Source organism: Flavobacterium sp. SORGH_AS_0622 (assembly GCF_030818825.1).
In the GTDB taxonomy this organism is placed as follows: domain Bacteria; phylum Bacteroidota; class Bacteroidia; order Flavobacteriales; family Flavobacteriaceae; genus Flavobacterium.
The window spans coordinates 3,736,355-3,759,907 of sequence record NZ_JAUTAX010000001.1 but is presented as its reverse complement, the minus strand read 5'-3'; the positions used below and the strand labels follow the sequence as shown (position 1 = coordinate 3,759,907).

29 protein-coding genes are annotated in these 23,553 nt (G+C 33.1%); 4 read left to right on the top strand and 25 right to left on the bottom strand.

Annotation, left to right across the window (positions count from 1 at the left end):
* Positions 1-81: 81 nt before the first annotated feature.
* From QE431_RS15825 to QE431_RS15800, 6 genes are all read right to left on the bottom strand, one after another.
* Entirely contained in the window at positions 82-1,410 is a 1,329-nt protein-coding gene (locus tag QE431_RS15825; protein ID WP_307297623.1) for an aldehyde dehydrogenase, read from the bottom strand.
* A gap of 77 nt (positions 1,411-1,487) precedes the next feature.
* The gene (locus QE431_RS15820; protein WP_057116660.1) at positions 1,488-2,177 is read right to left on the bottom strand and encodes an RluA family pseudouridine synthase; all 690 of its coding nucleotides are present in this window, start codon (positions 2,175-2,177) and stop codon (positions 1,488-1,490) included.
* A gap of 62 nt (positions 2,178-2,239) precedes the next feature.
* Positions 2,240-2,590: a four helix bundle protein gene (locus QE431_RS15815; RefSeq protein WP_057116659.1), complete on the bottom strand. Its 351-nt coding sequence runs from the start codon at positions 2,588-2,590 to the stop codon at positions 2,240-2,242.
* Between the two features lie 136 nt (positions 2,591-2,726).
* Positions 2,727-3,545 carry a 3-methyl-2-oxobutanoate hydroxymethyltransferase gene (panB, locus tag QE431_RS15810; RefSeq protein ID WP_057116658.1) on the bottom strand — a complete coding sequence of 273 codons (819 nt, stop codon included), beginning with the start codon at positions 3,543-3,545 and terminating at the stop codon, positions 2,727-2,729.
* 50 nt (positions 3,546-3,595) lie between these two features.
* Positions 3,596-4,789 carry an SH3 domain-containing protein gene (locus tag QE431_RS15805; RefSeq protein ID WP_307297620.1) on the bottom strand — a complete coding sequence of 398 codons (1,194 nt, stop codon included), beginning with the start codon at positions 4,787-4,789 and terminating at the stop codon, positions 3,596-3,598.
* Positions 4,790-4,900: 111 nt separating this feature from the next.
* Complete coding sequence (locus QE431_RS15800; RefSeq protein ID WP_307297619.1) at positions 4,901-6,328, bottom strand: L-serine ammonia-lyase; 1,428 nt, start codon at positions 6,326-6,328, stop codon at positions 4,901-4,903.
* 301 nt (positions 6,329-6,629) lie between these two features.
* On the opposite strand from QE431_RS15800, the gene QE431_RS15795 reads away from it, so the two are divergent.
* Genes QE431_RS15795 through QE431_RS15780 form a run of 4 tightly spaced genes read left to right on the top strand, consistent with a single transcriptional unit; the run spans position 6,630 to position 10,040 of the window.
* Positions 6,630-8,777 carry a cation:proton antiporter gene (locus QE431_RS15795; RefSeq protein WP_057116655.1) on the top strand — a complete coding sequence of 716 codons (2,148 nt, stop codon included), beginning with the start codon at positions 6,630-6,632 and terminating at the stop codon, positions 8,775-8,777.
* A gap of 12 nt (positions 8,778-8,789) precedes the next feature.
* Positions 8,790-9,230 carry a hypothetical protein gene (locus QE431_RS15790; protein ID WP_134139960.1) on the top strand — a complete coding sequence of 147 codons (441 nt, stop codon included), beginning with the start codon at positions 8,790-8,792 and terminating at the stop codon, positions 9,228-9,230.
* A 2-nt stretch (positions 9,231-9,232) separates the two neighbouring features.
* Entirely contained in the window at positions 9,233-9,655 is a 423-nt protein-coding gene (locus tag QE431_RS15785) for an SMI1/KNR4 family protein (protein WP_134139961.1), read from the top strand.
* Between the two features lie 22 nt (positions 9,656-9,677).
* Positions 9,678-10,040: a glyoxalase gene (locus QE431_RS15780; RefSeq protein WP_307297616.1), complete on the top strand. Its 363-nt coding sequence runs from the start codon at positions 9,678-9,680 to the stop codon at positions 10,038-10,040.
* Between the two features lie 69 nt (positions 10,041-10,109).
* On the opposite strand, the gene QE431_RS15775 is transcribed toward QE431_RS15780, so the two are convergent.
* From QE431_RS15775 to QE431_RS15685, 19 genes are all read right to left on the bottom strand, one after another.
* Positions 10,110-10,793: a 2'-5' RNA ligase family protein gene (locus QE431_RS15775; protein WP_307297615.1), complete on the bottom strand. Its 684-nt coding sequence runs from the start codon at positions 10,791-10,793 to the stop codon at positions 10,110-10,112.
* A gap of 6 nt (positions 10,794-10,799) precedes the next feature.
* The gene (locus tag QE431_RS15770) at positions 10,800-11,168 is read right to left on the bottom strand and encodes an iron chaperone (protein ID WP_307297613.1); all 369 of its coding nucleotides are present in this window, start codon (positions 11,166-11,168) and stop codon (positions 10,800-10,802) included.
* 264 nt (positions 11,169-11,432) lie between these two features.
* The gene (locus QE431_RS15765) at positions 11,433-11,900 is read right to left on the bottom strand and encodes an SRPBCC family protein (protein WP_134139965.1); all 468 of its coding nucleotides are present in this window, start codon (positions 11,898-11,900) and stop codon (positions 11,433-11,435) included.
* A gap of 114 nt (positions 11,901-12,014) precedes the next feature.
* A complete protein-coding gene (locus QE431_RS15760) occupies positions 12,015-12,692 on the bottom strand; it encodes a porin family protein (RefSeq protein WP_307297610.1) in 678 nt (225 codons plus the stop codon).
* A 54-nt stretch (positions 12,693-12,746) separates the two neighbouring features.
* Complete coding sequence (locus QE431_RS15755) at positions 12,747-13,328, bottom strand: TIGR00730 family Rossman fold protein (protein ID WP_134139966.1); 582 nt, start codon at positions 13,326-13,328, stop codon at positions 12,747-12,749.
* A gap of 316 nt (positions 13,329-13,644) precedes the next feature.
* Positions 13,645-14,181 carry a GNAT family N-acetyltransferase gene (locus QE431_RS15750; protein ID WP_057116647.1) on the bottom strand — a complete coding sequence of 179 codons (537 nt, stop codon included), beginning with the start codon at positions 14,179-14,181 and terminating at the stop codon, positions 13,645-13,647.
* A 61-nt stretch (positions 14,182-14,242) separates the two neighbouring features.
* Positions 14,243-15,367, bottom strand: coding sequence for a lactonase family protein (locus tag QE431_RS15745; RefSeq protein ID WP_307297609.1), 1,125 nt, complete (start codon positions 15,365-15,367; stop codon positions 14,243-14,245).
* 206 nt (positions 15,368-15,573) lie between these two features.
* A complete protein-coding gene (locus tag QE431_RS15740) occupies positions 15,574-16,677 on the bottom strand; it encodes an MBL fold metallo-hydrolase (RefSeq protein WP_134139969.1) in 1,104 nt (367 codons plus the stop codon).
* Positions 16,678-16,679: 2 nt separating this feature from the next.
* Positions 16,680-17,102 carry a DUF1801 domain-containing protein gene (locus tag QE431_RS15735; protein ID WP_134139970.1) on the bottom strand — a complete coding sequence of 141 codons (423 nt, stop codon included), beginning with the start codon at positions 17,100-17,102 and terminating at the stop codon, positions 16,680-16,682.
* Between the two features lies 1 nt (position 17,103).
* Positions 17,104-18,153, bottom strand: a complete 1,050-nt coding sequence (locus QE431_RS15730; RefSeq protein ID WP_134139972.1) for a serine hydrolase — start codon at positions 18,151-18,153, stop codon at positions 17,104-17,106.
* A gap of 120 nt (positions 18,154-18,273) precedes the next feature.
* Positions 18,274-18,642: a nuclear transport factor 2 family protein gene (locus tag QE431_RS15725; RefSeq protein ID WP_057116642.1), complete on the bottom strand. Its 369-nt coding sequence runs from the start codon at positions 18,640-18,642 to the stop codon at positions 18,274-18,276.
* A gap of 80 nt (positions 18,643-18,722) precedes the next feature.
* Positions 18,723-18,935 carry a hypothetical protein gene (locus QE431_RS15720; RefSeq protein WP_057116641.1) on the bottom strand — a complete coding sequence of 71 codons (213 nt, stop codon included), beginning with the start codon at positions 18,933-18,935 and terminating at the stop codon, positions 18,723-18,725.
* A gap of 58 nt (positions 18,936-18,993) precedes the next feature.
* The gene (locus tag QE431_RS15715) at positions 18,994-19,908 is read right to left on the bottom strand and encodes an AraC family transcriptional regulator (RefSeq protein ID WP_134139975.1); all 915 of its coding nucleotides are present in this window, start codon (positions 19,906-19,908) and stop codon (positions 18,994-18,996) included.
* A 12-nt stretch (positions 19,909-19,920) separates the two neighbouring features.
* A complete protein-coding gene (locus tag QE431_RS15710; protein ID WP_134139976.1) occupies positions 19,921-20,817 on the bottom strand; it encodes an NAD(P)H-binding protein in 897 nt (298 codons plus the stop codon).
* Positions 20,818-20,920: 103 nt separating this feature from the next.
* Complete coding sequence (locus QE431_RS15705) at positions 20,921-21,406, bottom strand: SRPBCC domain-containing protein (protein WP_134139978.1); 486 nt, start codon at positions 21,404-21,406, stop codon at positions 20,921-20,923.
* A gap of 221 nt (positions 21,407-21,627) precedes the next feature.
* Positions 21,628-22,104 carry a hypothetical protein gene (locus tag QE431_RS15700; protein ID WP_307297602.1) on the bottom strand — a complete coding sequence of 159 codons (477 nt, stop codon included), beginning with the start codon at positions 22,102-22,104 and terminating at the stop codon, positions 21,628-21,630.
* An 89-nt stretch (positions 22,105-22,193) separates the two neighbouring features.
* Positions 22,194-22,634, bottom strand: coding sequence for a hypothetical protein (locus tag QE431_RS15695; RefSeq protein ID WP_281866254.1), 441 nt, complete (start codon positions 22,632-22,634; stop codon positions 22,194-22,196).
* Between the two features lie 20 nt (positions 22,635-22,654).
* Positions 22,655-23,251 carry an NAD(P)H-dependent oxidoreductase gene (locus QE431_RS15690; RefSeq protein ID WP_134139983.1) on the bottom strand — a complete coding sequence of 199 codons (597 nt, stop codon included), beginning with the start codon at positions 23,249-23,251 and terminating at the stop codon, positions 22,655-22,657.
* 85 nt (positions 23,252-23,336) lie between these two features.
* Positions 23,337-23,543: a helix-turn-helix transcriptional regulator gene (locus QE431_RS15685; protein ID WP_057116634.1), complete on the bottom strand. Its 207-nt coding sequence runs from the start codon at positions 23,541-23,543 to the stop codon at positions 23,337-23,339.
* Between the last annotated feature and the right edge of the window lie 10 nt (positions 23,544-23,553).

Below are 23,553 nucleotides of genomic sequence, written 5' to 3'. Positions count from 1 at the left end.
TAAGTATCTTGACGTAAATATAATATTTTTAATCAATTCCGTATAAAAATCTATAAAACATTCCGAAAGGTTTTAACTAATTTAAAGCCAGTCTAAAATCCTTTTAATTGAAGCTAATTTTTCTTTGTAGGGTGCGTAGCGCATAGGTAAATCAAGCCAGTTTCCTTTTTTAACGATGGCTTTGTGATGCGAAAATGTGTCGAAGCTAAGCTGGCCGTGATATGCGCCGATTCCGCTGTGTCCAACACCGCCAAAAGGAAGTCTTTTATTAGAAAAATGAACGACTGTATCATTAATGCATCCGCCTCCAAAAGAGTATTTTTTAATTAATTTTTTAGTAAATGAATTATTTTCACTAAAAATATAAAATGAAAGAGGTTTCTCATAACGGCTGACGACCTTTTCAATGTCATTTTCGTTTTCATATGTAAGAATTGGTAAAATAGGGCCAAAGATTTCTTCTTTCATAACAGGACTATCCAAATCTGGTTCTTCAAGTAAAGTTGGAGCGATATAAAGTTGATTTGCATCACTTTCACCTCCAAACAATACATTTTCGTTTTGGATCATATTGGTTAATCTGTACCAGTTTTTGATGTTGATAATGCGTGCAAAATCTGGCGATTTGTCAATTTTTTTTCCGTACGCTTTAATGATTTCTTCCATTAAGTAGGTAATAAAATTGACTTTCATGTTTTTCTGCACCATGATATAATCTGGCGCAATGCAGGTTTGTCCTGCGTTAATGAATTTTCCCCATACAATTCGTTTTGCTGCTAGTTTTAAATCAGCAGTTTCGTCGACAATACATGGGTTTTTTCCGCCTAGTTCCAATGTTACTGGGGTTAAATTTTCGGCTGCAGCTTTTGCAACGATTTTTCCAACAGCAACACTTCCGGTAAAAAAAATGTAATCCCAGCGCTGCGCTAATAATTGATTAGAAACTTCAACACCGCCTTCGAAAACTTCGACGTGATTGATGTGAAATGTTTTCTCAATAATTCTCGCAATCACAGCAGAAGTATGCGGAGTAAGTTCTGATGGTTTTAAAGTAACTCTATTTCCGGCAGCTACAGCGGCAATTAGAGGGCATAAGGCTAATTGAAAAGGGTAATTCCAAGGAGCAATTATTAAAACGTTTCCATAAGGTTCTTTATAAATTTTATCAGTAGAAGGAAAGTTTAAAAGAGAAGGAAAAACGCGCTTAGGTTTAGCCCATTTATGAATGTTTTTAATAACATCTTTAAGTTCCGAAATAACATAACTTGTCTCTGTAACAACAGCCTCAAACTCTGGTTTTTTAAAGTCATCATACAAAGCTTTTATAATTAAATCTTCGCTTTTCTGAATGTTATACAATAACTTTTTCAGCGTTTCTTTTCTATACCCGATGTCACTTTTATAATCCATTTTACGATTAGCTTTGTTTTTTACTCTATGCAAGTTAATCGATAAAAATTAAAAAAATAAGAATTAAATCATAAAAATCATACAGCATTCCAGATTGGATCCTCTGGAGTGGGAGCAACAATAGTGACATTTTCTTTAGAAACTGGATGCACAAAAGTGAGTTTTCTAGCATGAAGATGAATGCCACCGTCAGGATTACTTCGATCTGCTCCATATTTTAAATCACCTTTAATAGGGGAACCAATCGCAGTTAATTGTGCGCGAATTTGATGATGACGACCAGTGTGCAAATTGATTTCCAGTGCCGTATAATTCTGTAATTCTTTAATGATAGTGTAATCTAAACTAGCCAGCTTGCTATCGGGAACTTCTTTTAAATGTGCTTTTGAAGTATTATTTTTCTCGTTTCGTTTTAAATAATGAACCAATTTGGCAGATGCTTCTTTTGGTTTGTTTTTCACAACCGCCCAATATGTCTTTTTCGTTTCACGATTGCTGAACAATTCGTTCATGCGTGTCAATGCTTTACTCGTTCGGGCAAAAACAACAATTCCGGTTGTAGGTCGATCCAAACGATGAATCACTCCTAAAAAAACATCTCCAGGTTTATTGTATTTTTCTTTAATGTATTCTTTTACAATATCAGACAATGGTTTGTCTCCTGTTTTATCTCCCTGTACAATATCGCCAACACGTTTGTTAACCACAATTATGTGATTGTCTTCGTGTAGAATTTGGAGATTGTTTTTGTTAGAAAGAATTTTCATTTTTAGACTAGCTTAGATTTTTAGATTTTAGACTTCTTAGACTGGATTTTTTTTGATAAGTTTTACAGCAAAGTTGCTCTAAATCTTGATGTCATTTTTGTTATTTCTTCAAGTAAATTTATTAATTCGGTTGTACTTTCTTCATTTATAAATCCTAAATCAGAAGAAATTAGAAGTTGTGTTTCTACTTCATAAGCAGAACCAATTGCGATTTCTAAAAATCGAGCAAAATCTTTATTAGAATTTCTCGAAGAACCTTCTGCAATATTTGAAGGAATTGATACAGATGCTCTTCTCAATTGATTAATTATTCCAAACTTTTCTTCATTGGGAAATGTGGCTGTTATAGAATAAATCTTAGAACAAAATAACCTGCTTTTTTTCCAAATCAAAAGCTCTTTAAATTGATGCATTTTTAAATAGTTGATAGATTTTGGTAAAGACTTTAGATTGTTAGAATGAGACTTCTTAAGACTTGGTCAAATGAATAAAAGTAAGACAAAGTTCTAAGAAGTCTAAGTCAGTCTAAAAATCTAAGCTAGTCTAATTTTAGTACTGTTCACTAGCATTAGGAAAATCACTAGACTTCACATCAGCAGCATATTGACCAATTGCTTGTGTCATTTGCTCGTAAAGATTTAAGTAACGACGTAAGAAACGCGGACTAAATTCATTATTCATTCCTAACATATCGTGAATAACCAAAACCTGACCGTCAACACCGCCGCCGGCACCAATTCCGATAACAGGAATAGAAATGCTGTCTGCTACTTTTTTAGCAAGATCAGCAGGGATTTTTTCAAGGACAACTGCAAAACATCCCACTTTTTCAAGCATTTGAGCATCTTCAATCAGCTTTTCTGCCTCCTCTTCCTCTTTGGCGCGAACGCTGTAAGTTCCAAATTTGTAGATCGATTGAGGAGTTAAGCCTAAATGACCCATAACTGGAATTCCAGCATGTAATATTTTTTTGATTGATTCTTTAATTTCTTTTCCGCCCTCTAGTTTAACTGCATGTCCGCCGCTTTCTTTCATGATTCTGATTGAAGAACGTAAAGCTTCTTTAGGATCGGATTGGTAACTTCCAAAAGGTAAATCGACTACCACTAAAGCTCTTTCGACAGCACGAACTACAGACGAAGCATGATAGATCATTTGATCTAGCGTAATTGGCAGTGTCGTTTCGTGACCAGCCATAACATTTGATGCCGAATCACCAACTAAAATTACATCAACACCTGCAGTGTCAACAATTTTCGCCATTGTATAATCATACGCAGTAAGCATAGAGATCTTTTCTCCGTTGCTTTTCATTTCAATTAATGACTTTGTTGTGATTCTTTTATAATCTTTTTTTGCTACTGACATTTTATTTTTTTTTGATATTGTAAAAGTATTGAATAATTGTAAACTGAGAATCAGCAATAATAGAATATTTCGACAGAAAATAGCTTTCCGTTTTTAAATTCTAATCTAAATTGACTGTCTTCCATTATGATAGAGTATATGTGTGGTGATTTTAACGAAGCTTCAATATAAGTTCCATATTTTTCAATGAAAGCTTTTTCAGACAGCGTATGATCTAAAACGGCATTTTGATTTAGTATAAATTTGTTGTTTTCGTTGATGAAAACTTTAATGATTTCGGCTTTGTTTTGTTTCTCATCTACAGAAACTTCCAAATCTGGATAATAATAAAACAAGTCACTTAAGTAAAGACCGCATTCGTCTGAAATACGAGTTTTCTTGGGCGGATTTCCAAATGTTTTAACCAGATCAGCCTGCGATATATAAACAGATTTTGTTTTAAATCCTTTTAACGAATATTGAGATTTCTGGATAAAAGCAATAATTTCTTCAGGCTGTTTATGTTTGGATAAGGCTTTGGCTAAAGCCATATTCAATTCTGTTTCAGCTATTAATTTAGGATCATTTATCTGCTTAACCACTTCATAATATCTTTGATACGCTGGAACTAAGCTGGAATAATCGCTGTTCCAAGCCAATTCTACAATTCTTTCGCTCAATGTTTTACGCTCGGCAATCGCATTAATATCTAATTTATCAAAGTCTTTTATTAAAGCATTAAAATTAGGTCTTGAACCGAGAAATTTTCTCAGTGTAAATTTGGCATATTCTTCAGAAAAACTACCGTTAATATTTACCCATTCGTCTGGATTTACAGGAAGATAATTTACCGCAGCAGGATCGCCGGTAAAAAGAATTTCTCTAATTTTTGAATTTTTATCTGGTAATGCCCTTGCTTTGAGTCCAGCTGCTAAAACAAAAAGGTGATTGCTGCCGTAATAAGCATCGCCGCCTTCAAGAATTGGGTTTTGAGGATCTTTAGTTTTTACATCTTTAGCATTCAGTCTTGTTGCTAAAAATTTCTCTTCAATAAATCCTTCATTAAAATTGTCGGCTTGTACTTTTTGCCAGCCATTTTGACTTTCACCCAATAAACGAACTTCTGCACCATATTTAAAATAACCTAAAAAATCTGCAGAAGAATTTGGAGAAGTGTATAATCTTGTATCAGAATTTAGAAAATAACGTTCTTGGGAATGCAGTAAAAGCGAACAGAAAAAAAGTAAAAAGTAAAGTTTTTTCATGAAGTTGATTTTGGTTTTGCCACAAATTACACGAATTTACACGAATTTTTCACGAAGTGAATAAAAAATGAATTCGTGTAAATTTGTGTAATTCGTGGCAAATAAATATTTTTAACAATCAGCCATATTAACAGCAATTGCAAGTCCGCCTTCTGAGGTTTCTTTGTATTTGGAATTCATGTCTTTTGCTGTTTCCCACATGGTATTAATTACTTTATCCAATGGTACTTTAGCATTTTTAGAATCAGTTTCTAAGGCTAATTCAGCCGCATTTATAGCCTTTATAGCACCCATTGTATTTCTTTCGATACAAGGAATCTGAACCAGACCGCCAATTGGATCACAAGTCAAGCCAAGATGATGTTCCATCGCAATTTCTGCAGCCATTAAAACCTGAGCAGGAGTACCGCCCATTAGTTCGCAAAGCGCCGCTGCGGCCATTGAAGACGAAACGCCAATTTCTGCCTGACATCCGCCCATTGCAGCTGAAATTGTAGCACCTTTTTTGAAAATACTTCCAATTTCGCCGGCCACTAATAAAAATTGTTTGATTTCTTTTTCGCCTGCATTGTGGTTTTCAATAACCATATAATACATTAGAACAGCAGGAATTACACCAGAACTTCCGTTAGTTGGAGCAGTAACTACACGTCCTAAAGATGCATTTACTTCGTTCACGGCAAGTGCAAAACAGCTGACCCATTTTAGGATCTGGCGAAATTTAACTTCGGTTTTTCTAATTTCTTCTAACCAGCTTTGCGGATCATTATAATTAGATAAACCGATAAGATTTTGATGCATGTCAAAAGCCCTTCTTCGAACATGAAGTCCGCCTGGAAGAATTCCTTCAGAATGACAGCCAATGTACATACATTCTAACATCGTATTCCAAATACGCATTAATTCAGAATGCACTTCTGCTTCAGGACGCATTGAAATTTCATTTTCATACACAATTTCAGAAATCGATTTGTTTTCAGAAATTGTATAATTTAATAATTCCGCAGCTTTCTGAATTGGATATGGAAAAGCACATTTGATAACTTCTTTTCGTTTAGCATTTATGCGTTCTTCTTTTACCACAAAACCGCCGCCGATAGAATAAAAAGTAGATTCATATTCCGAATTATCAGCTTTGTAAGCCGTAAATTTCAATCCGTTGGCATGGAAAGGAAGGAATTCTTTGTTGAAAACAATGTCTTGGAGAAAATAAAACGGAATCACTTTTTGGTTTCCCAAATTGATTTCATTTGTAGTTTCGATCTTTTTGATAATTCCAGCAATATCCTCAACTGGAATATATTCAGGATCCTGACCGCTCAATCCGAGCATAACGGCAAGATCTGTTGCGTGCCCTTTTCCAGTTAAAGAAAGAGAACCGTATAAATCAACTTTTACCCTTGTAATATCTTCTAAAATTGCTTCTTCTTTCAGTTCTTCCAGAAAGCGTTCCGCAGCGCGCCAAGGACCCAAAGTGTGTGAGCTTGAAGGGCCAACGCCAATTTTAAGCATATCAAAAACAGAGATACATTCTTCCATTGTTCAATTTTTGTTAAGACAAAGATAATTGAATAATGCAATGAAGATTTATTTTTGAATGTTAATCTTGCGTATTTGTTAAAATAAATATTAAATTTTAATAATTCAGCAACGAAATAAATTTAAATCCGTAATATGCAGTTTTCGTAGAAAGTTCGTGTTTTTTAGGTATTTTTGTAGTAAATCAAGCTGTGAAAATCAGCGCGATTCTTTCCAATTATTAATACTTCAGGGATTTTGTTCTAATTCTGAAAAATGTCTTTTTACAAATTATAATGCCACAAGAAGATAAAGTTACAATATGATAGAATTTTTCAAACATCTATTACAAGAATTCGAATTACCGCTCACCAACCCCGTGTTAATTTTTTCTTTAATACTTTTTATAATTCTGCTTTCGCCGATTTTACTAAAAAAAATTAATATCCCCGGAATCATCGGACTTATTATCTCGGGAGTAATCATCGGGCCGCACGGATTAAACATTCTGGCCAAAAATTCTGCTGTCGATTTATTTTCCACAATCGGACTTTTGTACATCATGTTTATTGCGGGTTTAGAATTGGATATGAATGAATTCAAAGCCAATCGAAATAAGAGTTTATTATTCGGTTTTTTTACTTTTATATTTCCGCTCTCTATAGGTTTTCCAGTTTGTTTTTATTTGTTGAAATATGATTTCAATGCCAGTTTTTTAACCGCCAGTATGTTCGCGACACACACATTAGTGGCGTATCCAATTGTGAGTAAACTGGGAATTGCTAAAAATCAAGCCGTTGCTATTACAGTCGGCGGAACAATTTTGACTGATACTGCAGTTTTGATAATTCTTGCCGTAATTATGGGAAGCAGTCAAGGGAATCTAAATCAAGCTTTTTGGATCAAATTAGGGGTTTCATTGGCGATTTTTTCTGCCATAATGTTTTTGGTTATTCCAAGAATTGCCAAATGGTTTTTCAAAAAATTAGAAAGTGAAAAACACGCCCATTATATATTTGTGCTTTCTGTTGTTTTCTTTGCAGCTTTCTTAGCCGAAGTAGCAGGAGTAGAGCCTATTATCGGAGCATTCGTTGCAGGTTTGGCGCTAAATCCGTTAATTCCGCATTCTTCTGCTTTGATGAATAGAATTGAGTTTATTGGGAACGCTTTGTTTATACCATTTTTCTTGATTTCTGTTGGAATGCTGGTTGATGTAAGCGTAATTCTTAGCGGACCAACTGCTTTAATTGTTGCTGGAACTTTAAGTGTTGTTGCGATATTTGGAAAATGGATTGCAGCATTTTTTACACAGCTTGTATTTAAATATACAAAAACCGAAAGACAGCTTATTTTCGGATTGAGCAGTGCGCACGCGGCCGCAACTCTAGCCGTGATTTTAGTTGGATTTAAAGCCAAAATCTTAGATGAGAATATTTTAAACGGAACCATTATTTTAATTCTGATAACTTGTATCGTAGCTTCATTTGCAACTGAAAAAGCGGCCAAAAAAATTGCCATCTGCGAAGAAGAAATTTCACATGAAGATACTGGAAGAGATCAAATTTTAGACGAACATATTTTGATTCCGCTTGCGAAAACTTCTGCAGCAGCCAGTTTGCTTGATTTTGCTTTATTGATTAAAGATAAAAAATCGTCTAATCCCGTTACACTGCTGACGATTGTTCCGAATAACGGTCAAGCCGAAAAGAATATTTTGAAGTACCGAAAAGCAGTTGATAAGTTTGTAGTTCAGGCTTCTGCCTCGGAAGTAAAAATTAATACAATTGCCAGAATCGACCACAATCCTGCAAGTGGAATTGCGAGAACTTCAAAAGAAATTATGTCGGATATTGTGATTGTAGGATGGCCGAGAAAAACAGGATTTATTGATAAAATCTTTGGAGAAAACGTCGATTCCATTATTAATAACGTTGATAAAAGTTTATTTATCTGCCGTTTTCAAAAGAATTTTATCGAAGAAAAAAGATTAGTTTTTGTTTGTCCGCCATTTTCAGAAAGAGGAGTTGGTTTTCATTTACTGCTTCAAAAAATTTGTCGTTTATCGCAGGAATTAAGTATTTCGATTGTGCTTTATGCCGAATATAAAACGCATGAAACCATTCAGCAGATTGCTAATAATTTGAAGTTGAATGCTAAATTAGGGTTTAAAAATGTTTCGGATTGGGAAGATTTTGAATCTATTTCTGATGAAATGAAATCAACAGATTTAGTAGTTTTCAATCTTTCTCGAAAAGGTTCTGTTTCTTACCAATCGATTTTTGACAAACTGCCTCAGAAGTTTGAAAAGTCTTTTGGCGAGAATAACGTAATTTTAGTTTATCCGCAAGACGACCGTAAAGAAAGCGCGATGGACGCTTACGAAGATTTTACAGCATCTCCATTGGCAAAAGGTATCGAGGCTATCGAACAAATTGGACGTGGTTTGGGAAGTATTTTGAAGAAGAGTTAAAACTTATTTCTTATGAAATACAGTACAGTTATTTTTTTCGTTCTTTCGGTTATTTTTATAAGTTGTAAAGAGAATAAAATCCAGCAAAAATCAAAATCGGATTCTTCGGTTAAGAAATTGGAAAAAAGTGAACCAGCAGAAAATTTCGACGAATTCAATAAAAAGTTTCATTCAGATTCCGTGTTTCAGGTTTCAAGAGTTGATTTTCCTATTGAAGGGAAACATGTTTCTGGTTTTGAACAATACGACTGGAATAGAAAAAACTGGCAGTTTCAAGCTGTTCCTGTAGCTGAAAAAACTGAAATTGGAGAATATCAACATTCTTTAGTACAAACGGATACTTTAATTACGGAAAGATTTTGGATTCCAGACAGTGGTTTTGAAGTCGAAAGACAATTTAAATTGATTGGAAATAAATGGTTTTTAATTTATTATAACGACATAAATTTATAGTAATGGAAGTGTTGAACGAGATTTTAAGAAAGTATGATTTTTCTAAAAGGGACTCTAAATCTTCTATACAAATTGAGGATATTCAGGCGCATTTAAAATTCGATCTTCCAGAAGATTATGTTTTTTATATAGAGAATTATTTAGGAATAGATCAATTTATTGGAGTTGAGTTTATAAAACTTTGGAGTTTAGAAGAAATAATTGATGCAAATTTAGAGTATCATATATTTGAGCGATTACCACAAACACTGGCTATCGGAACTAATGGAAGCGGTGAATTTATTGGAATTGAATTTGAAGACAATAATTCTGTAAAAATTATTCTTTCTCCTTTTATTGATTTAAATACCAAATATCATATCGAAATTGGAAATTCCTTTACTGATTTTTTTGATCGACTAGATAAAGGAATTGAATGGTTTTAATAATGTATAAAATCTAAAAAAAATGAATCACAACGTAAAGTCAATTCGACCATTTATTGGTTCTAAAAATTTCGAAGTTTCAAGAAGTTTTTATCGTGATCTAGGATTTGAAGAAACAGTTTTAGACACAAAAATGTCTGTTTTTAAATCCAATGAAATTGCATTTTACCTGCAAGATGCTTACGTCAAAGATTGGATTGATAATACTATGATTTTTATTGAAGTTGATGATGTTGAGCGTTATTATAATGATCTTCAAGTTTTAAATCTTCCTGAAAGGTACGACGGGGTAAAATTAACTCCGATTCGTTATTTAGATTGGGGAAGCGAATGTTTTCTGCATGATCCGTCTGGAGTTTTATGGCATTTTGGAAAGTTCAAATAAACTTTGAAGAGTTGCTTGTTAGTTGAAATAAATAATTAGTGCAAATTAGTGGAATTCGCGGCGAAAAAATCACCTCAAACCAAAATCACCCAAAATACGCGTAGTACTTTTACGCTGATACCAGTCATTATATACTAATTCTATATTTTTTACATCAAATTCTCCAAAATCGTAATCACGGAATTTTTCTGTTATTTCCATTAGTTTTTTGGGATCATGAAGTTTTTCCTGAAAACGCATTATCGTAGAATGCGCGGCGAAAATTTCATATCGACTGTCTATACTCTGTTGTAAACCAGAATTTTTAAAATTTTCGCGAAGTCTGTTTCTTAAATTATTCAAAGTATCATCAGATGGAAATCCTTGAATCATAATTGCCGAAGGTGAGGCAGTTACACCTTTGTAGTGAATTTTAATTTTATCTACATCAACCAAACTCCTGCAAATAATTTCAATGTATTCGTTTGGCGAAATCTGACTTAAATGAAATGCTGTAGAACAAGAAATAATCGACATTACAGTAATATGAATGTCAGAATCAGGATAGAAATATTGTTCTGGTTCGGCTTTTCTTAATTCGTTTATAAAAGTTTGAATGTTCTCTTTTATTTCTTCGTTTGGACGAATAAGCAATGTAATCCCGAAACGGGAATCAGATTCGTTTTTAAGTTCTGAATCAATACCATAGTTCCCTGCTGCAATAGTTTGAGAAGAGGTTTTATAAAGTTGATTATAATGTTCAATTAAATTCATAAAGGCTTATTTCTTTTTCGCTTTTTCGAGATTTTCTTTCACTCTGAATTTTACAATTTTGGTTATCAAATCATAAGGTATTTTTTCTTTCAATGGAAATTGAACAGAGCCTTTCCCGGATTTATATTTAGAAAGTTCTGCAGCAAAAGCTTCATGTCCGCTTGGCAATGCGTAAAGTCCGATATGATTTTTAAAAGCAGCAAAATAAACTACAATCCCGTTCTGTTCAAAAGCCGGCATCGAATAACTGATTTTTTCTTTGGCTTCTGGAGTAGCTTTTTGAATCGTCATTCGAATTTTCTCCAAAATTTCCTGAACTTCATTCGGAAATCCGCCAATGTATTCGTCTATGTTTTCAGGTTTTTTAACTTCCATTTTGTGTTGTTTTTTTTAGTTTCAGGTTTCAAGTTTCTCAAGTAAGCTTGAAGCTAAAATCAAAATATGCCTTTTGTTTTTAACGCAAAGTGCGCTAAGGTATTTTAATTACGAGACTTGGGAGAAACCTATTTATTAAGTTCGCAAAGCTTTGTCTGTAAAAAAAAATAAATAAAGCTTTGTGAACTTTCCATTTTAAAGACCGTCCAAAAAACTTCTCGGACTTTGCTAAAAACCTTTGTGTTCTTTGCGTTTAAATAACCATCAAGCAAGACCTTTCGGAAATCGATCTAAAACTAAATTTAATTGTAAGTTATGCTCTAAATACGCTTTTGCACCTGCTAAAACCAATGTAAAACCTTCTGTAGAATTGCGAACCTGATCGATTATTTTATCTGTATCACCATGAAAGCCTGAATTTGTAATACTCACAAAAGTTTCATTTTCGTTTAACGGACTAAAAACCCATTCTACTAAAGTAATTTCGTCTGGATTTCCCCATTCAATAACAATCTTTTTATTTTCCTGTAAAACCAATGTTTGAACCGTAAGCGAAAAACCATACATTTCCCAAGTCCATTCTGTTTTTTGGTTTTCTTCCAGCTTTCCTGAACCTTTAGTAAACCAAAATTTGCTAGTAATCTGTGGGTTTACAAAAGCCTCAAAAACTTCTGAAACCGGTTTCCGAATCAGCATTTCGGCTTTTGCAAATTTGTTGTTTTCTGTTTTCATTTGTTTGAAGGTTAGATGTTATAAGTTCTATGTAAAACAATATTTTACAGTCAAACTTCAATTTTTTCTTCCGACCTCTAAATTATGAAATTGCTGTAGTAAAAATGTCAAAAATTAATTAAAAGTGTAACCTACTAATAAATTAAGTGAGTTGGTTTTTATAGAACCATCGTTTATAACTGGAGTGTCAGAAATATTTGTTAAGCCAAGATTTTCTCTTAATTCAATATAAATTTGATTAGTACCATTTAATTTAAATTCTTTTCCAATTCCTGCTGAAAAACCAAAATCTATAGATTTTTTATTTTTTGTGTCCTCATCATTTTCATTAATTAAACCTGGAATATTTGAGTTTGATTTTAGACCAGATTTAAGTAAATAACCTAAATAAGGTCCACCATTTATGTAAAAACTTTTATCATCAGAGAAATTGTATTTTAACAAAATAGGAAGTACGATATAATTTAAATATGCTGTTGCTTTAAATTTATAAGTTCCAAATGGTTCTGTTGGAAGCGTTGGTTCTAATACTTCGATTGTACCTTTCGAAATCTGAGTTTTTCTCTCATAATTCAAATCTGCTTTTATCGATAAATTTTCTTGAATTTGATGTTGAAAAGAAAATCCTAATACGTAAGCGAAACCAGGATTGCTGTCTACATAAGAATCGTAACCTCTAAGGCTGGAGTAGTTTAAACCGCCTTGTATTCCGAATTTAACTTTTGAATCTTGTGCCGTTGTTTTGAAAGTAATTAAAGAAATGATAAATAATAATAAGGTAATTTTCTTCATGTTTTTTGGTTAGTTAATTTTGGTTGAATGTTTTACAGTATTTTTAAAAAGGTTTTAAACTTCCTTTTTATCAATCCATTTTCCAACTGTTGGAGGAGTATAATTTTTCATTTGGTTTAGTAAATCTTCTATATCCTCACTCACCAAAAGCATTTTTTGATTTACTTCTTTTAAAAGACCTTTTTCCGTCATAGTTTGAAGCAATTCTAAAAGTGAATCGTAGAAACCATTTATGTTTAAAATTGCAATAGGCTTTTTATGAAGTCCTAATTGTGCCCAAGTCAGCATTTCGAAAAGCTCTTCAAGAGTTCCAAAACCACCTGGAAGCGCAATTACACCGTCGCATAATTCATTCATTTTGGTTTTGCGTTCATGCATACTTTCAACCAAAATCAATTCGGTTAAGCCTTGATGTGCAATTTCTTTAGATCTTAAGAAGTTAGGAAGAACGCCAATTACTTTTCCGCCTGCATTTAAAGTTCCATCGGCAACTGCGCCCATCAAACCTACATTAGCACCTCCATATACTAATTCTATATTTTGTTCGGCTAAAGTTCTACCCAATGCAATTGCTTGTTCTTCGTAAATTTTATCAGTACCAAAACTTGAGGCACAGAAAACTGTAATTCTTTTCATTTTTTTTTTGGAGTTATGGGTTGTGGGTTAAGGGTTAAGGGTTAAGGGTTAAGGGTTATTGGTTATGAGTTAAGGGTTAAGGGTTAAGGGTTAAGGGTTAAGGGTTATTGGTTATGAGTTCAGGGTTAAGGGTTCAGGGTTCAGGGTTCAGGGTTCAGGGTTCAGGGTTCAGGGTTATGAGTTAAGGGTTATTGGTTATGAGTTATTGGTTATAAGTTGTGAGTTTGGGTAAGCGCCACAATAATTAGCTGATGACTCTAGTTTGATTTCTAACTTCTAACTTCTAACTTCTAACCAATAACTCATAACTTCTAACTTATAATTCATTACGCTTCTTCAGTTCATATTCAAAGTGGGGTAAATTTATCCCATTATTAACAACTACCATTGTATTCGTTTTTTGCGCTCCAAGTTTTAAAACGGCTTTCTGCGAACGGAAATTTTCTGCTGCAACATGAAATATTATCGAATTTATATATTGAAAAGCATAATCAATCAATAGTTTTTTACAAGATTTATTATAAGGTCCGCCCCAAAATTTTCTTGCTAAGAAAGTATATCCAATCGCAATATTTGAGTTTTCTGGTTTATAATCGTAATAACGGGTAGTTCCTATAATTTCATTGGTTTGTTTATCTAAAATTAAAAAAGCGCCTTTAGAATTTATTCCTGTTTCAAAAAAGGTTTTAAAGCCTTCTCTGTTACTTCTGTCTTTTGCAGGATGCTGTTCCCAAATTAAAGGATCTGAAGCAACTTTGAACAGCTCTTCAAAATGACTTTCTTCTAAAGGAATTAACTTTACGATTTCATCTTCTAAAAAATCGGGTTGCAAGTTGAAATATGGTTTTGTCATTTTTTGAAGTTTTATAGTTAGTTTTTAATTGAGATCGTAGAATATGTCATTATAAAATAAATTAAATCCTTTTAATCTGCACACACGAAACATTTTCCATTTTAATTTCTTTACCAACTTTTTTTAGTAATCCCGTTTTGGGATCTCTTCTAAAAACAATCACATTCCCAGTGAGAACATTCGAAGCAACCAAAAATTTGCCGCTTTCATCAATGGCAAAAATTCGAGGATGTTTTCCTAAAGTCGGTTGATAACCAATATTTTTCAAAAGGCCATTTTCGTCAATAGAGAAAATAGCAATATTGTTTTCATTTCCTCGGTTTGTGGCATAAAGAAATTTTCCGTCTGGAGAAATATGAATGTCAGAACTTTCAAAACCTTCTTTTATTTTGTCAGGATGAGTAGCAATGCGCTGGATTTTGTTTAAAACGCCATCATTATATTTGTAAACACTTATTTGACCCGCCATTTCTTCAATACAATACCCAAATTTTTGATTCGGATGAAAGGTAAAATGTCTTGGACCAGCTTCTAAATCGGTTTTGGTAAATGGATTTTTAGTTTCCATTAACGGCTTTTTCTGATTTTCATCAAAAGCATAACAACGGATTTTATCGGCACCCAAATCAGGTAAAAACAGATAATCAAATTGCGGAGAAAATACAGAGGAATGAACGTGAGATCTTGTTTGTCTTTCTTTGTGTGTGCTTCCTTCCATATATTGGAAATTCTGTGCAATAGAATCTATTTTTCCGTTTTCTAAAATCGGGAAAACAGAAACGCTTCCTTCTGTATAATTGGCATTTGCAATCCATTTGCCACTTTTGTGAACGGCAACATAAACAGGATTTTCGCCTCCGCTTCTCTGACTGTTTAGAAAAGTCAGACTTTTAGCTGCAGGATTAAATTCAAAACTGCTAATGCTTCCCGCGTTCGGCGTTTTTGTATCGGTACACGCGTAAACAAATTTCCCATTTGAAGAAACAGTTAAATAAGAAGGATTAACAACGTTCTTAACCGAAGTAAACTTCACCAATTTACCACTTAAAGTATCGAGCTGATAAACTTGAATAGTCTCTGCCGATTTATCACGATTATAAGATCCTAAAAAGACATAAGTGTTTTGAGCAAACAGATTTATCGTTAGGAGAAACGTAATCGTTAAGAAGGTTATTTTTTGTCTCATTTTTATGAAGTTTCAGGTTTCAAGTTTCAAGTTTTTGCCCGCATTGTCAGGCTGAGCGAAGTCGAAGCCCTTTACGTTGTGTCCTTCTCCCGAATTCTCGGGACGCTCAGGGTGACGTTGAAAATGTTTAGTTTCAGGTTTCAAGTTTCAGGTAAAATCAACAATCAACAATTAACCATTAACCATTCACAATTCACCATTAAAAATTACCTAACCCCTTTCCACCATTGTTTAAATTCTTGGTTTTCGTTTTTCAACTCTACTGCTTCACCAATCATAGGTGTGATCAAAGAGATTGGATTATCAGATAAACTATTTAATTCTGTCACTCTGATTAACGGCTCATCCCAAGAGTGAAGTGATAAAGCAAATTTAGAAGAATGAACTGGAAAAACCCTTTTCGTTTTTAAATCTTTCATGGCTTTTATCACATCATCTGGCATGTTGTGAATGTATTTCCATTTTTCGTTGTATTGACCGTTATCAATTAACGCAACATCAAAAGGTCCGTATTTTTCGCCGATTTCAGCAAAATGCGAATCGTAACCGCTGTCTCCGCCCAGATACATTTTAAAATCTTTAGTTTCTAAAACAAAAGAAGTCCAGAGCGTATTGCAGCGTTTAAAACTTCTGCCCGAAAAATGTCTGGAGGGCGTCGTGTGAATAGTAAGATTTTCATCTAATACTATTGTACTGTACCAATCTTTTTCGATGATATTTTCTGGGAGAAAACCCCAGAATTCAAAATGAGAGCCTACTCCAAGAGCAGTAATTATTTTTTTAGTTTTGGGTTTTAATTTTAGGATAGTTTCGTAATCCAAGTGATCGTAATGATCGTGTGTAATCAATAAATAATCAATTTCTGGAAGATCATCAACAGTATAAATATCAGATCCTTTAAACGATTTTGTAGTGCCGGGAATAGGAGAGGCGTTCCCGCTGAAAACCGGATCGATTAGAAAACGCTTTCCTTCAAGCTGAATGAAATAAGACGAATGCCCAAACCAAACCAAAATATCCTGATCGATAGGTAATTCGTGTAAATTGGTTTTTACGGACGGAATCAAATCGGTTGGAATTTTTCTGTCTACTTTTTTAAAGAAAAATTCAAACAAAACTCCCGCAAAGCTAGCTCCTTCGGCAAGATCTGGCGTGAAATGCTGGTTTTCGAATTTTCCGTTTTTATATTGAGGTGAATTTTGAATTGTGGTTAACCTTTCACCAGAAGGTGCTTTTCCGAATTTTGGATGTTGTAAAAAGTTATAAGTTATAAAAACTATTAGAACTAGGATAATTAAGAATGTGATCATTTTTATTGTTGGGGATATAATTTTTGGGTAAATTCAATTGAAAGTAAGATTATCTTTTTTAAGACTTCAATATCGATATCAGTCAATTTATTGATGTAAATGCAGGCTTTTGAAGATTTGTGTTTTCCTAGTTTGGACAAAAGTTCTTCTCTATTTTCTTCGGGCAAATAAAAATAAACTGTGGTGGCAGCTTTTCTAGGAGAAAAAGCGGTAAGAGGTGCATCACCTTCGTGTCCGCTATCGTATTTATAATGATAGCTTCCGAAACCAATTATACTTGGACCCCACATTTTTGGTTCAAAACCTGTGGTCTCCTGCATTGTTTTTAAGAGTTCAAAAGCATCATTTCTTTTTGCGTCATTTTCGACAGCATTAATAAAATCAGTTACACTTTGCTGCGTTTCGGTAGTTTTATTTTTTGCCATTTTATAATTTTTGATTGAATAATTTGCTCTTCATCAAAATGTCTTTGATCTTAATTTCTGAAGCATAAAAAAGATCAGATTTAGCGTTCATTTGATTTTCTAGAATAATTAAACTAATTCCAGAATCAGGAAAATATAAGTTAAGAGAAGAGAAACCATCTCCTAAACCTGTGTGTCCCAAATATTTTATAGGCTCGTTGTCGATAATTCTTATGCCGTAACCGTAGCCTTTTTTGTCTTTTCCGAAGACATTATGCTGCGACAAAATATTATACTTTATCATTAATTTATAGGTTTCTGGCTTTAAGATTTTCCCGTTGTGCAGCTTATTATTCCAAATTACCAAATCTGCTGCGGTAGAAACAACGCCGTCTGCACCTAAACTTTGCGGTGTGATCTGGCTTTGGGTTACTTTTTCTAAAACATTGTTTTCATTAAAATATCCTGAAACTAAATTTTGAATTTTGCTTTTATCGTAAGAAAAAGTATTCTTCATTTCCAGTTTCTGAAAAAGTTCATTTTGTAATGCCGAAACACTTTTTTGTGCCGAATATGCCGCAATTTCACCAAGTAAATTAAAACTCAAATTTCCGTATTTAAAATCGGTTCCAGGTTTAAAAGCCAAAGGTTTATCTAAATCTATAATTCCATGAGTATGATTTAATAATTGATGAACGGTAACCGAATCTGCCCAAGTTTGTTTAAGATGAGGCAGATATTTTTTAATTGGAGATTGCAGGTCAATTTTTCCTTTTTCTACTTCCAATAAAATCAAAACAGCTGTAATCTGTTTGCTGTTGGACATAATCTCAAACTGACTTTCTGGTTTTAAAACTTTTTTAGAATCAAAATCAGAATATCCTTTTGCTTTAGAATACAAAGTTTTTCCCTTTTGCGAAATAAGAACAACACCATTAAAAAGCGGATCTGCATTTTGAATTAAACTGTCAATACTTTTTTTATAATCTACTTTTTTTTGTGCCGTCGAATGACAGCTGGATAAAACAAGTACTAAAAATAAAAAAGACGAAAGTTTAAAAAATGATTTCATTGATGGATTAAAAGATTGTTGATTAGTGTTTTATGTGTTTTACAATTAAAAATTAAAGATTAAAAATTAAAAATTTATGATTGAAAATTAACAATTCACAATTCACAATTCACCATTAATCTAAAACATTCCATTTTCATTGATAGTTTCTTTAGGAATTGGCTGACCTAAATCCCACAGTTCGATGATTTTATCCGATTCAAATTTAAGGATATGAACAACGGCAAAACCAATATCTGTGGGTGTTTGTTTGAGGTGCGAATGTACTGCGACAAGATTTCCGTCTTCTAAAATATGGTGAATTTTAAAAACCTTATTCGGATTTGTTCTGGCAGATTCTTCCATAGCCAGCATCAAAGTTTCGGCATCACCTTTGAAGTGCTGGTTATGATGTTTGAAATTCTTTCCGACATATAATCTAAAACCTTCGTGAGAATGCCCTTTTGCGGCCAATTTCAGAAAGTTCTTAGCGATTTCTTTCTTAGTCATAATTCGAGATTTAAAAGCAAACTAAGGTAAGGAATTCGGCTCGATAATTATTGCAGAAAATGACTGGAAATTTTATAAAATTAAACTTCTTCAGATTTAATTTTTGAGAGATCAATTCCTAATTTAGAAAACTCTTTTTCGCCCAATTCTGTAATGTAAAAATGTTTGTCTGAAGGCGATTTTTTAGCAATCCAGTTTTTATCTGCAAAGTTTTCTAAAAGGAGTTCACCAAGTTTACCGCCAAGATGTTCGTAGCATTTTTTGGCAGGTTTTATTGTAGATTTTGTGCTCATTTATTTTCGTTTTTAGTACAACGAATTTATGAAATAAATGAATCGTTTCGCTAAATGTTTAATTGAAAGATTGTCTGAATTCCAGAGGAGAAACATTCGTTTTGGTTTTAAATAATTTGCTAAACGACTGCTGATGTTCGAAACCTAATTCAAAAGCAATTTCGCTTATAGATAAGCTTGTGGTCGATAGTTTTTCTTTTGCTTTTTCAATCAGTTTATTGTGAATGTGCTGCTGGGTGCTTTGTCCGGTAAGATGTTTCAATAAACCGCTTAAATAATTGGGAGAAACATTCAGGCTTTCGGCAATATAGTGTACGGTTGGCAGACCTTTTTTACTAAGGGAATCGTTGTTGAAATAATCTTCAAGTAATTTTTCTAAGCGCGCCAGAATCTGATGATTGCTTATTTTTCTGGTAATAAACTGACGGTTATAAAAACGCTCCGAATAAGTAAGCAATAATTCGATTTGGGCAATAATTACATCTTGGCTGAATTTGTCAATATTCGATTGATATTCCTGCTGAATATTTTTGATGAGATCGATAATCATTTTTTCTTCCTTATCAGAAAGGTGCAGCGCTTCATGAACGGCATATCCAAAATATTCGTATTGTTTGATTTTCTGCGCAAGCGGTGTATTCCATAAAAAATCAGGATGGATCAATAATGACCATCCTGTATGCTGCATTTCGGAATTTCCTTCTATAGAAAAAACTTGACCCGGTGAAATAAATAACAAAACTCCTTCTTTAAAATCATATTCCTGCTGGCCGTAGCGCATTTTTGCATTTGCATTTCTTTTGAGTGCAATAGAGTAGAAATCAAGCATCAGGCTTTTTGGTTCATTTTCGTTTAAGTATTTTAAATCTTCAAAATTATAAACACTTACAAGAGGATGTTCCGGTTTAGGCAGATTTCGAAATTGATGAAATTCGCTGATACTTTTTATTCGAACGGGTTGTTGATTTGCCATAGTCTAAAGTACTTAATTTTGGTTGTATATAGAAGCAAATTCTTTGGCATATTCAGCCAGTTTTGTTTTTCCTAATTCAGAAGCGCGATTCTTATAATAATCTTCACCTAGTGTACCGTTGTAAAGTCCGGCATACATTTCAACTAAACCTTGGGCAATTTTTGGCTGCATCCCAACAGAAACTAATCCGTTTAGGACTTCTTCGTCGCTGATTAACTGCCATTTTAAATCTGGTTTTCCAATGGCATCGCCCAGAATTTTAGCTGTTTCATCACCCGTTAATTCTTCACTAGAAACATAACGAATTTTTCTTCCGTCAAGCGGAGTTGTGATTTCTTCTGCAATAGCGCTGGCAATATCGTTTGGAGAAACCCACGGAATCAATTGATCTCCACCATAATTTGCTGCAATGATTCCTTGGTTTTTAATCATCGGAATATAAGCCAGCAAATTGTAATAAAATGAAGTCGGACGCATAAACGTAATCGAAACATCTGAAAGTTTATTCAGAACTGCTTCAATCTCGTTATAACGCTGGATAATTCCAGAATTCTGTTCTAAATGTGCACCAATACTGCTCAGAAAAACAACACGTTTTACACCAGATTGTTGGATTGCTTCGGCATAATTATTTCCTATTTTTCGTGTAAACGCATCCAAATCAAGATTCGGATCAAAATAATTTGCTCGAGGAATCATACAATAAACGGCATCTGCTCCAGTAAAAGTTTTGGTTAAAAAACTCAAATCTTCTACAGAACCAATTGCTGCCGATGCACCCAATTTTTCAATTTCTTCTTGTCTTGCATTGCTGCTTGCAATTACGGTAACCGAATGTCCTTTTTGTACTAAAGCTGCAGTTAAAGGCTTGCTGATGTTCCCTAAAGAACCTGTAATTATAATTTTCATAATTCTATTTTTTTGATGATACAAAGTTGCGAAGCATCTATCAAAGAGATGTAGCCAAATCTATTATTGATGTAGTCTAAAAATAGAATTATGAATCTGTATTTTATTTTTCAGATAATTTTCGTTCGGTTTCTGTTTGAGGTTTTCCAGTTGCATTCGGTTCACCCTTACCAGTTGTAATCAGCTTTTTTAAACTGTTTTGAATATAATTCGTCCAGCCAGATTTACAGACTTCATAACATTCATATTCAGGAACTAATCCGAAATGGGTGAATGTAAGTTCTGTTTTTCCGTTTTCTTCTGCGATTTTAAAAGTTGGTTTTGTTCCCGTCCATTCGGTTTTATCTTCGGTGAATTTAAAATAGTTTTGCTCAACCAGCCAGACTATTTTTTCATTTTTAATAACTTCAACCAGTTTTATTTTGCATCGATGAACATCTTCATAATGGTAATCAAATTCATCATTAAGTTCGGCAGTGTTTCCTTCAATTTCTTCAGACCACCAGCTTCTAACATTTTGTATGGCTTTAAAAACTTCTTCTGGAGATTGATCTACTATTATTTTTGTGGTAAAACTTTGTGCGCTCATTTTTAGTGATTTATAAATTAGTAAAGTAAAATTACAATCTAAAAATCAATTAGTTGAGGTGTTTAAAAGACAATTTTACGGTGTGTTTCGGACAAGGAAGGGGGGGAGGGATTTTAGACTTTAGATTTTAGACTTTAGATTTTAGACTTTAGATTTTTGATTTAGACTTTAGATTTTAGACTTTAGATTTTAGAATTGATTTTTAGAATTTAGATTTAAACTTAATGTTGAATCATTTCTGTTTTACTTTTTCTAAAAATTCCAATTAATAAATTGATTATATAAATTGGAGTGGCTACGAAAATTATGATTAAGAATTCAGACACTAAAGTAATATTGATTAATTCAAAATCATCAAAATAATTATAAGTACGATTATTAAGATGGAGCTTGCCAAATACTACAACGATCCAATAAAAGAGAAAACTACCGATTAAAATTACGGTATGAATAATAGTCAAAAGTTTAAACAGCTGTTTATTTAAAATTTTTAGAACCAGCCAATACCCGAGCCCCATTAATAGATAAGAAAAAAATAAAACAATAGCTAAATGATAATTTGAAATGACAAAGTAAGTATCTGAAATGTTTATATCTAATGATGAGTTAGGATAATTGCTTGACACTAATGCAATGAATGCAACTAATACAGCAACAAACCAAAATAAATGATAAACTTTTATTTTTTTAAGATTCATGTTTATTTTATTAAAGTCAATAGAAATTTTAGGTAGGAGTGTTCTTAATCCTTCTTCCAAATTATTAACAAATTGATTTTAAGATTTAATTAAATACCGTCAATTAATGTGGAAGCACCTAAAACAAGACTTAAAAAAATCAAAATACTGATCAAACCAATCAAACAAGTTCTCCAACCGCTGAAAGTTTCTCCACCTTTTTCGATATGGTCTTGAATATTTTTTTCTTGATAAGTTTGAACAGCATAAGAAGCCATTCCTAAATAAGCCGCTGGAAACAAAATTGAAGGAAAGTTATCAGGAAGCCAGAATACCAATACAATAACTATTATTGTAGAAATTATAGTGAAAATCCATGTTTTTCTTGCTTTATCAAAATCATTAAAAGCTTTAAAATTTTCGGCAATGCAATATCCTCCAACTAGAATACCAGCAAAAAATGTTGCTGTTTTTATGGCTTTGGAAGAGTAAATTTTTTCGGTTGGAATTTCTTCAAATACTGATTTTTGTGACTCGTCTTCTTGTATCATTTTTTATTAATATTGGGTAATTACTGCTTTATAGTTTTTATTTTTTCTGGAATTAGATTCATCTGGTCAAAGTGCTTTTGCATCACATTTTCCAAGTCCAAAGTACCGCCTAGAATAATCATTTCTTTATTTTCAAAACGTTTTCCAAGTCGATCTTGGAGCATTACTTTTTCCATGCTTTGGGCAATTTCGATTTCATGTAAAAAATCATTTGGATGTCCAGCTGTACAAATTACAAGTCCAAGGGGAATTGTTTTCATTTTTCTTGAAGTTTCATTTTGACCGTATGCATATCCAACAGAATAAACACGATCAAACCAGCCTTTTAGTTTAGCAGGACAATCGCTCCACCAAACGGGATAAAGAAAAATAATGCAGTCTGCTCTTTCTATTTTTTCTTGTTCACTCCAAACATCTGCCGAAATCGGCAGTTCTGTTCTTCCAAAACCTTCACGTTCGTATTCTTCTTCAGACATATCGCTGTTGAAATTGGAAGCATATAAATCGGAAACTTCTACATTCCATTTTTCAAGAGCTAAAACAGATTTTAATTTTTCTAAAACTTGAAACGTATATGATTTTCTGCTGGGATGTGCGTAAACAATTAAAATATTCATTTTTAGATTCTTTAGATTTAAAACCTTTTGAAATAGAAATAATTTTGTACGAAAATACAAATTAAATCGAAAAAAGCTATCTAATTTATTCTTCCGAAAATTCTAGAATATCTCCAGGCTGACAGTCCAATACTTTACAGATTGCTTCAAGTGTACTAAAACGAATGGCTTTTGCTTTTCCTGTTTTTAAAATCGAAAGATTAGATAATGTCAAATCTACTTTTTCTGAAAGTTCGTTTAATGACATTTTTCTTTTTGCCATCATTACATCTAAATTTACTATTATAGGCATAATTTCTAGT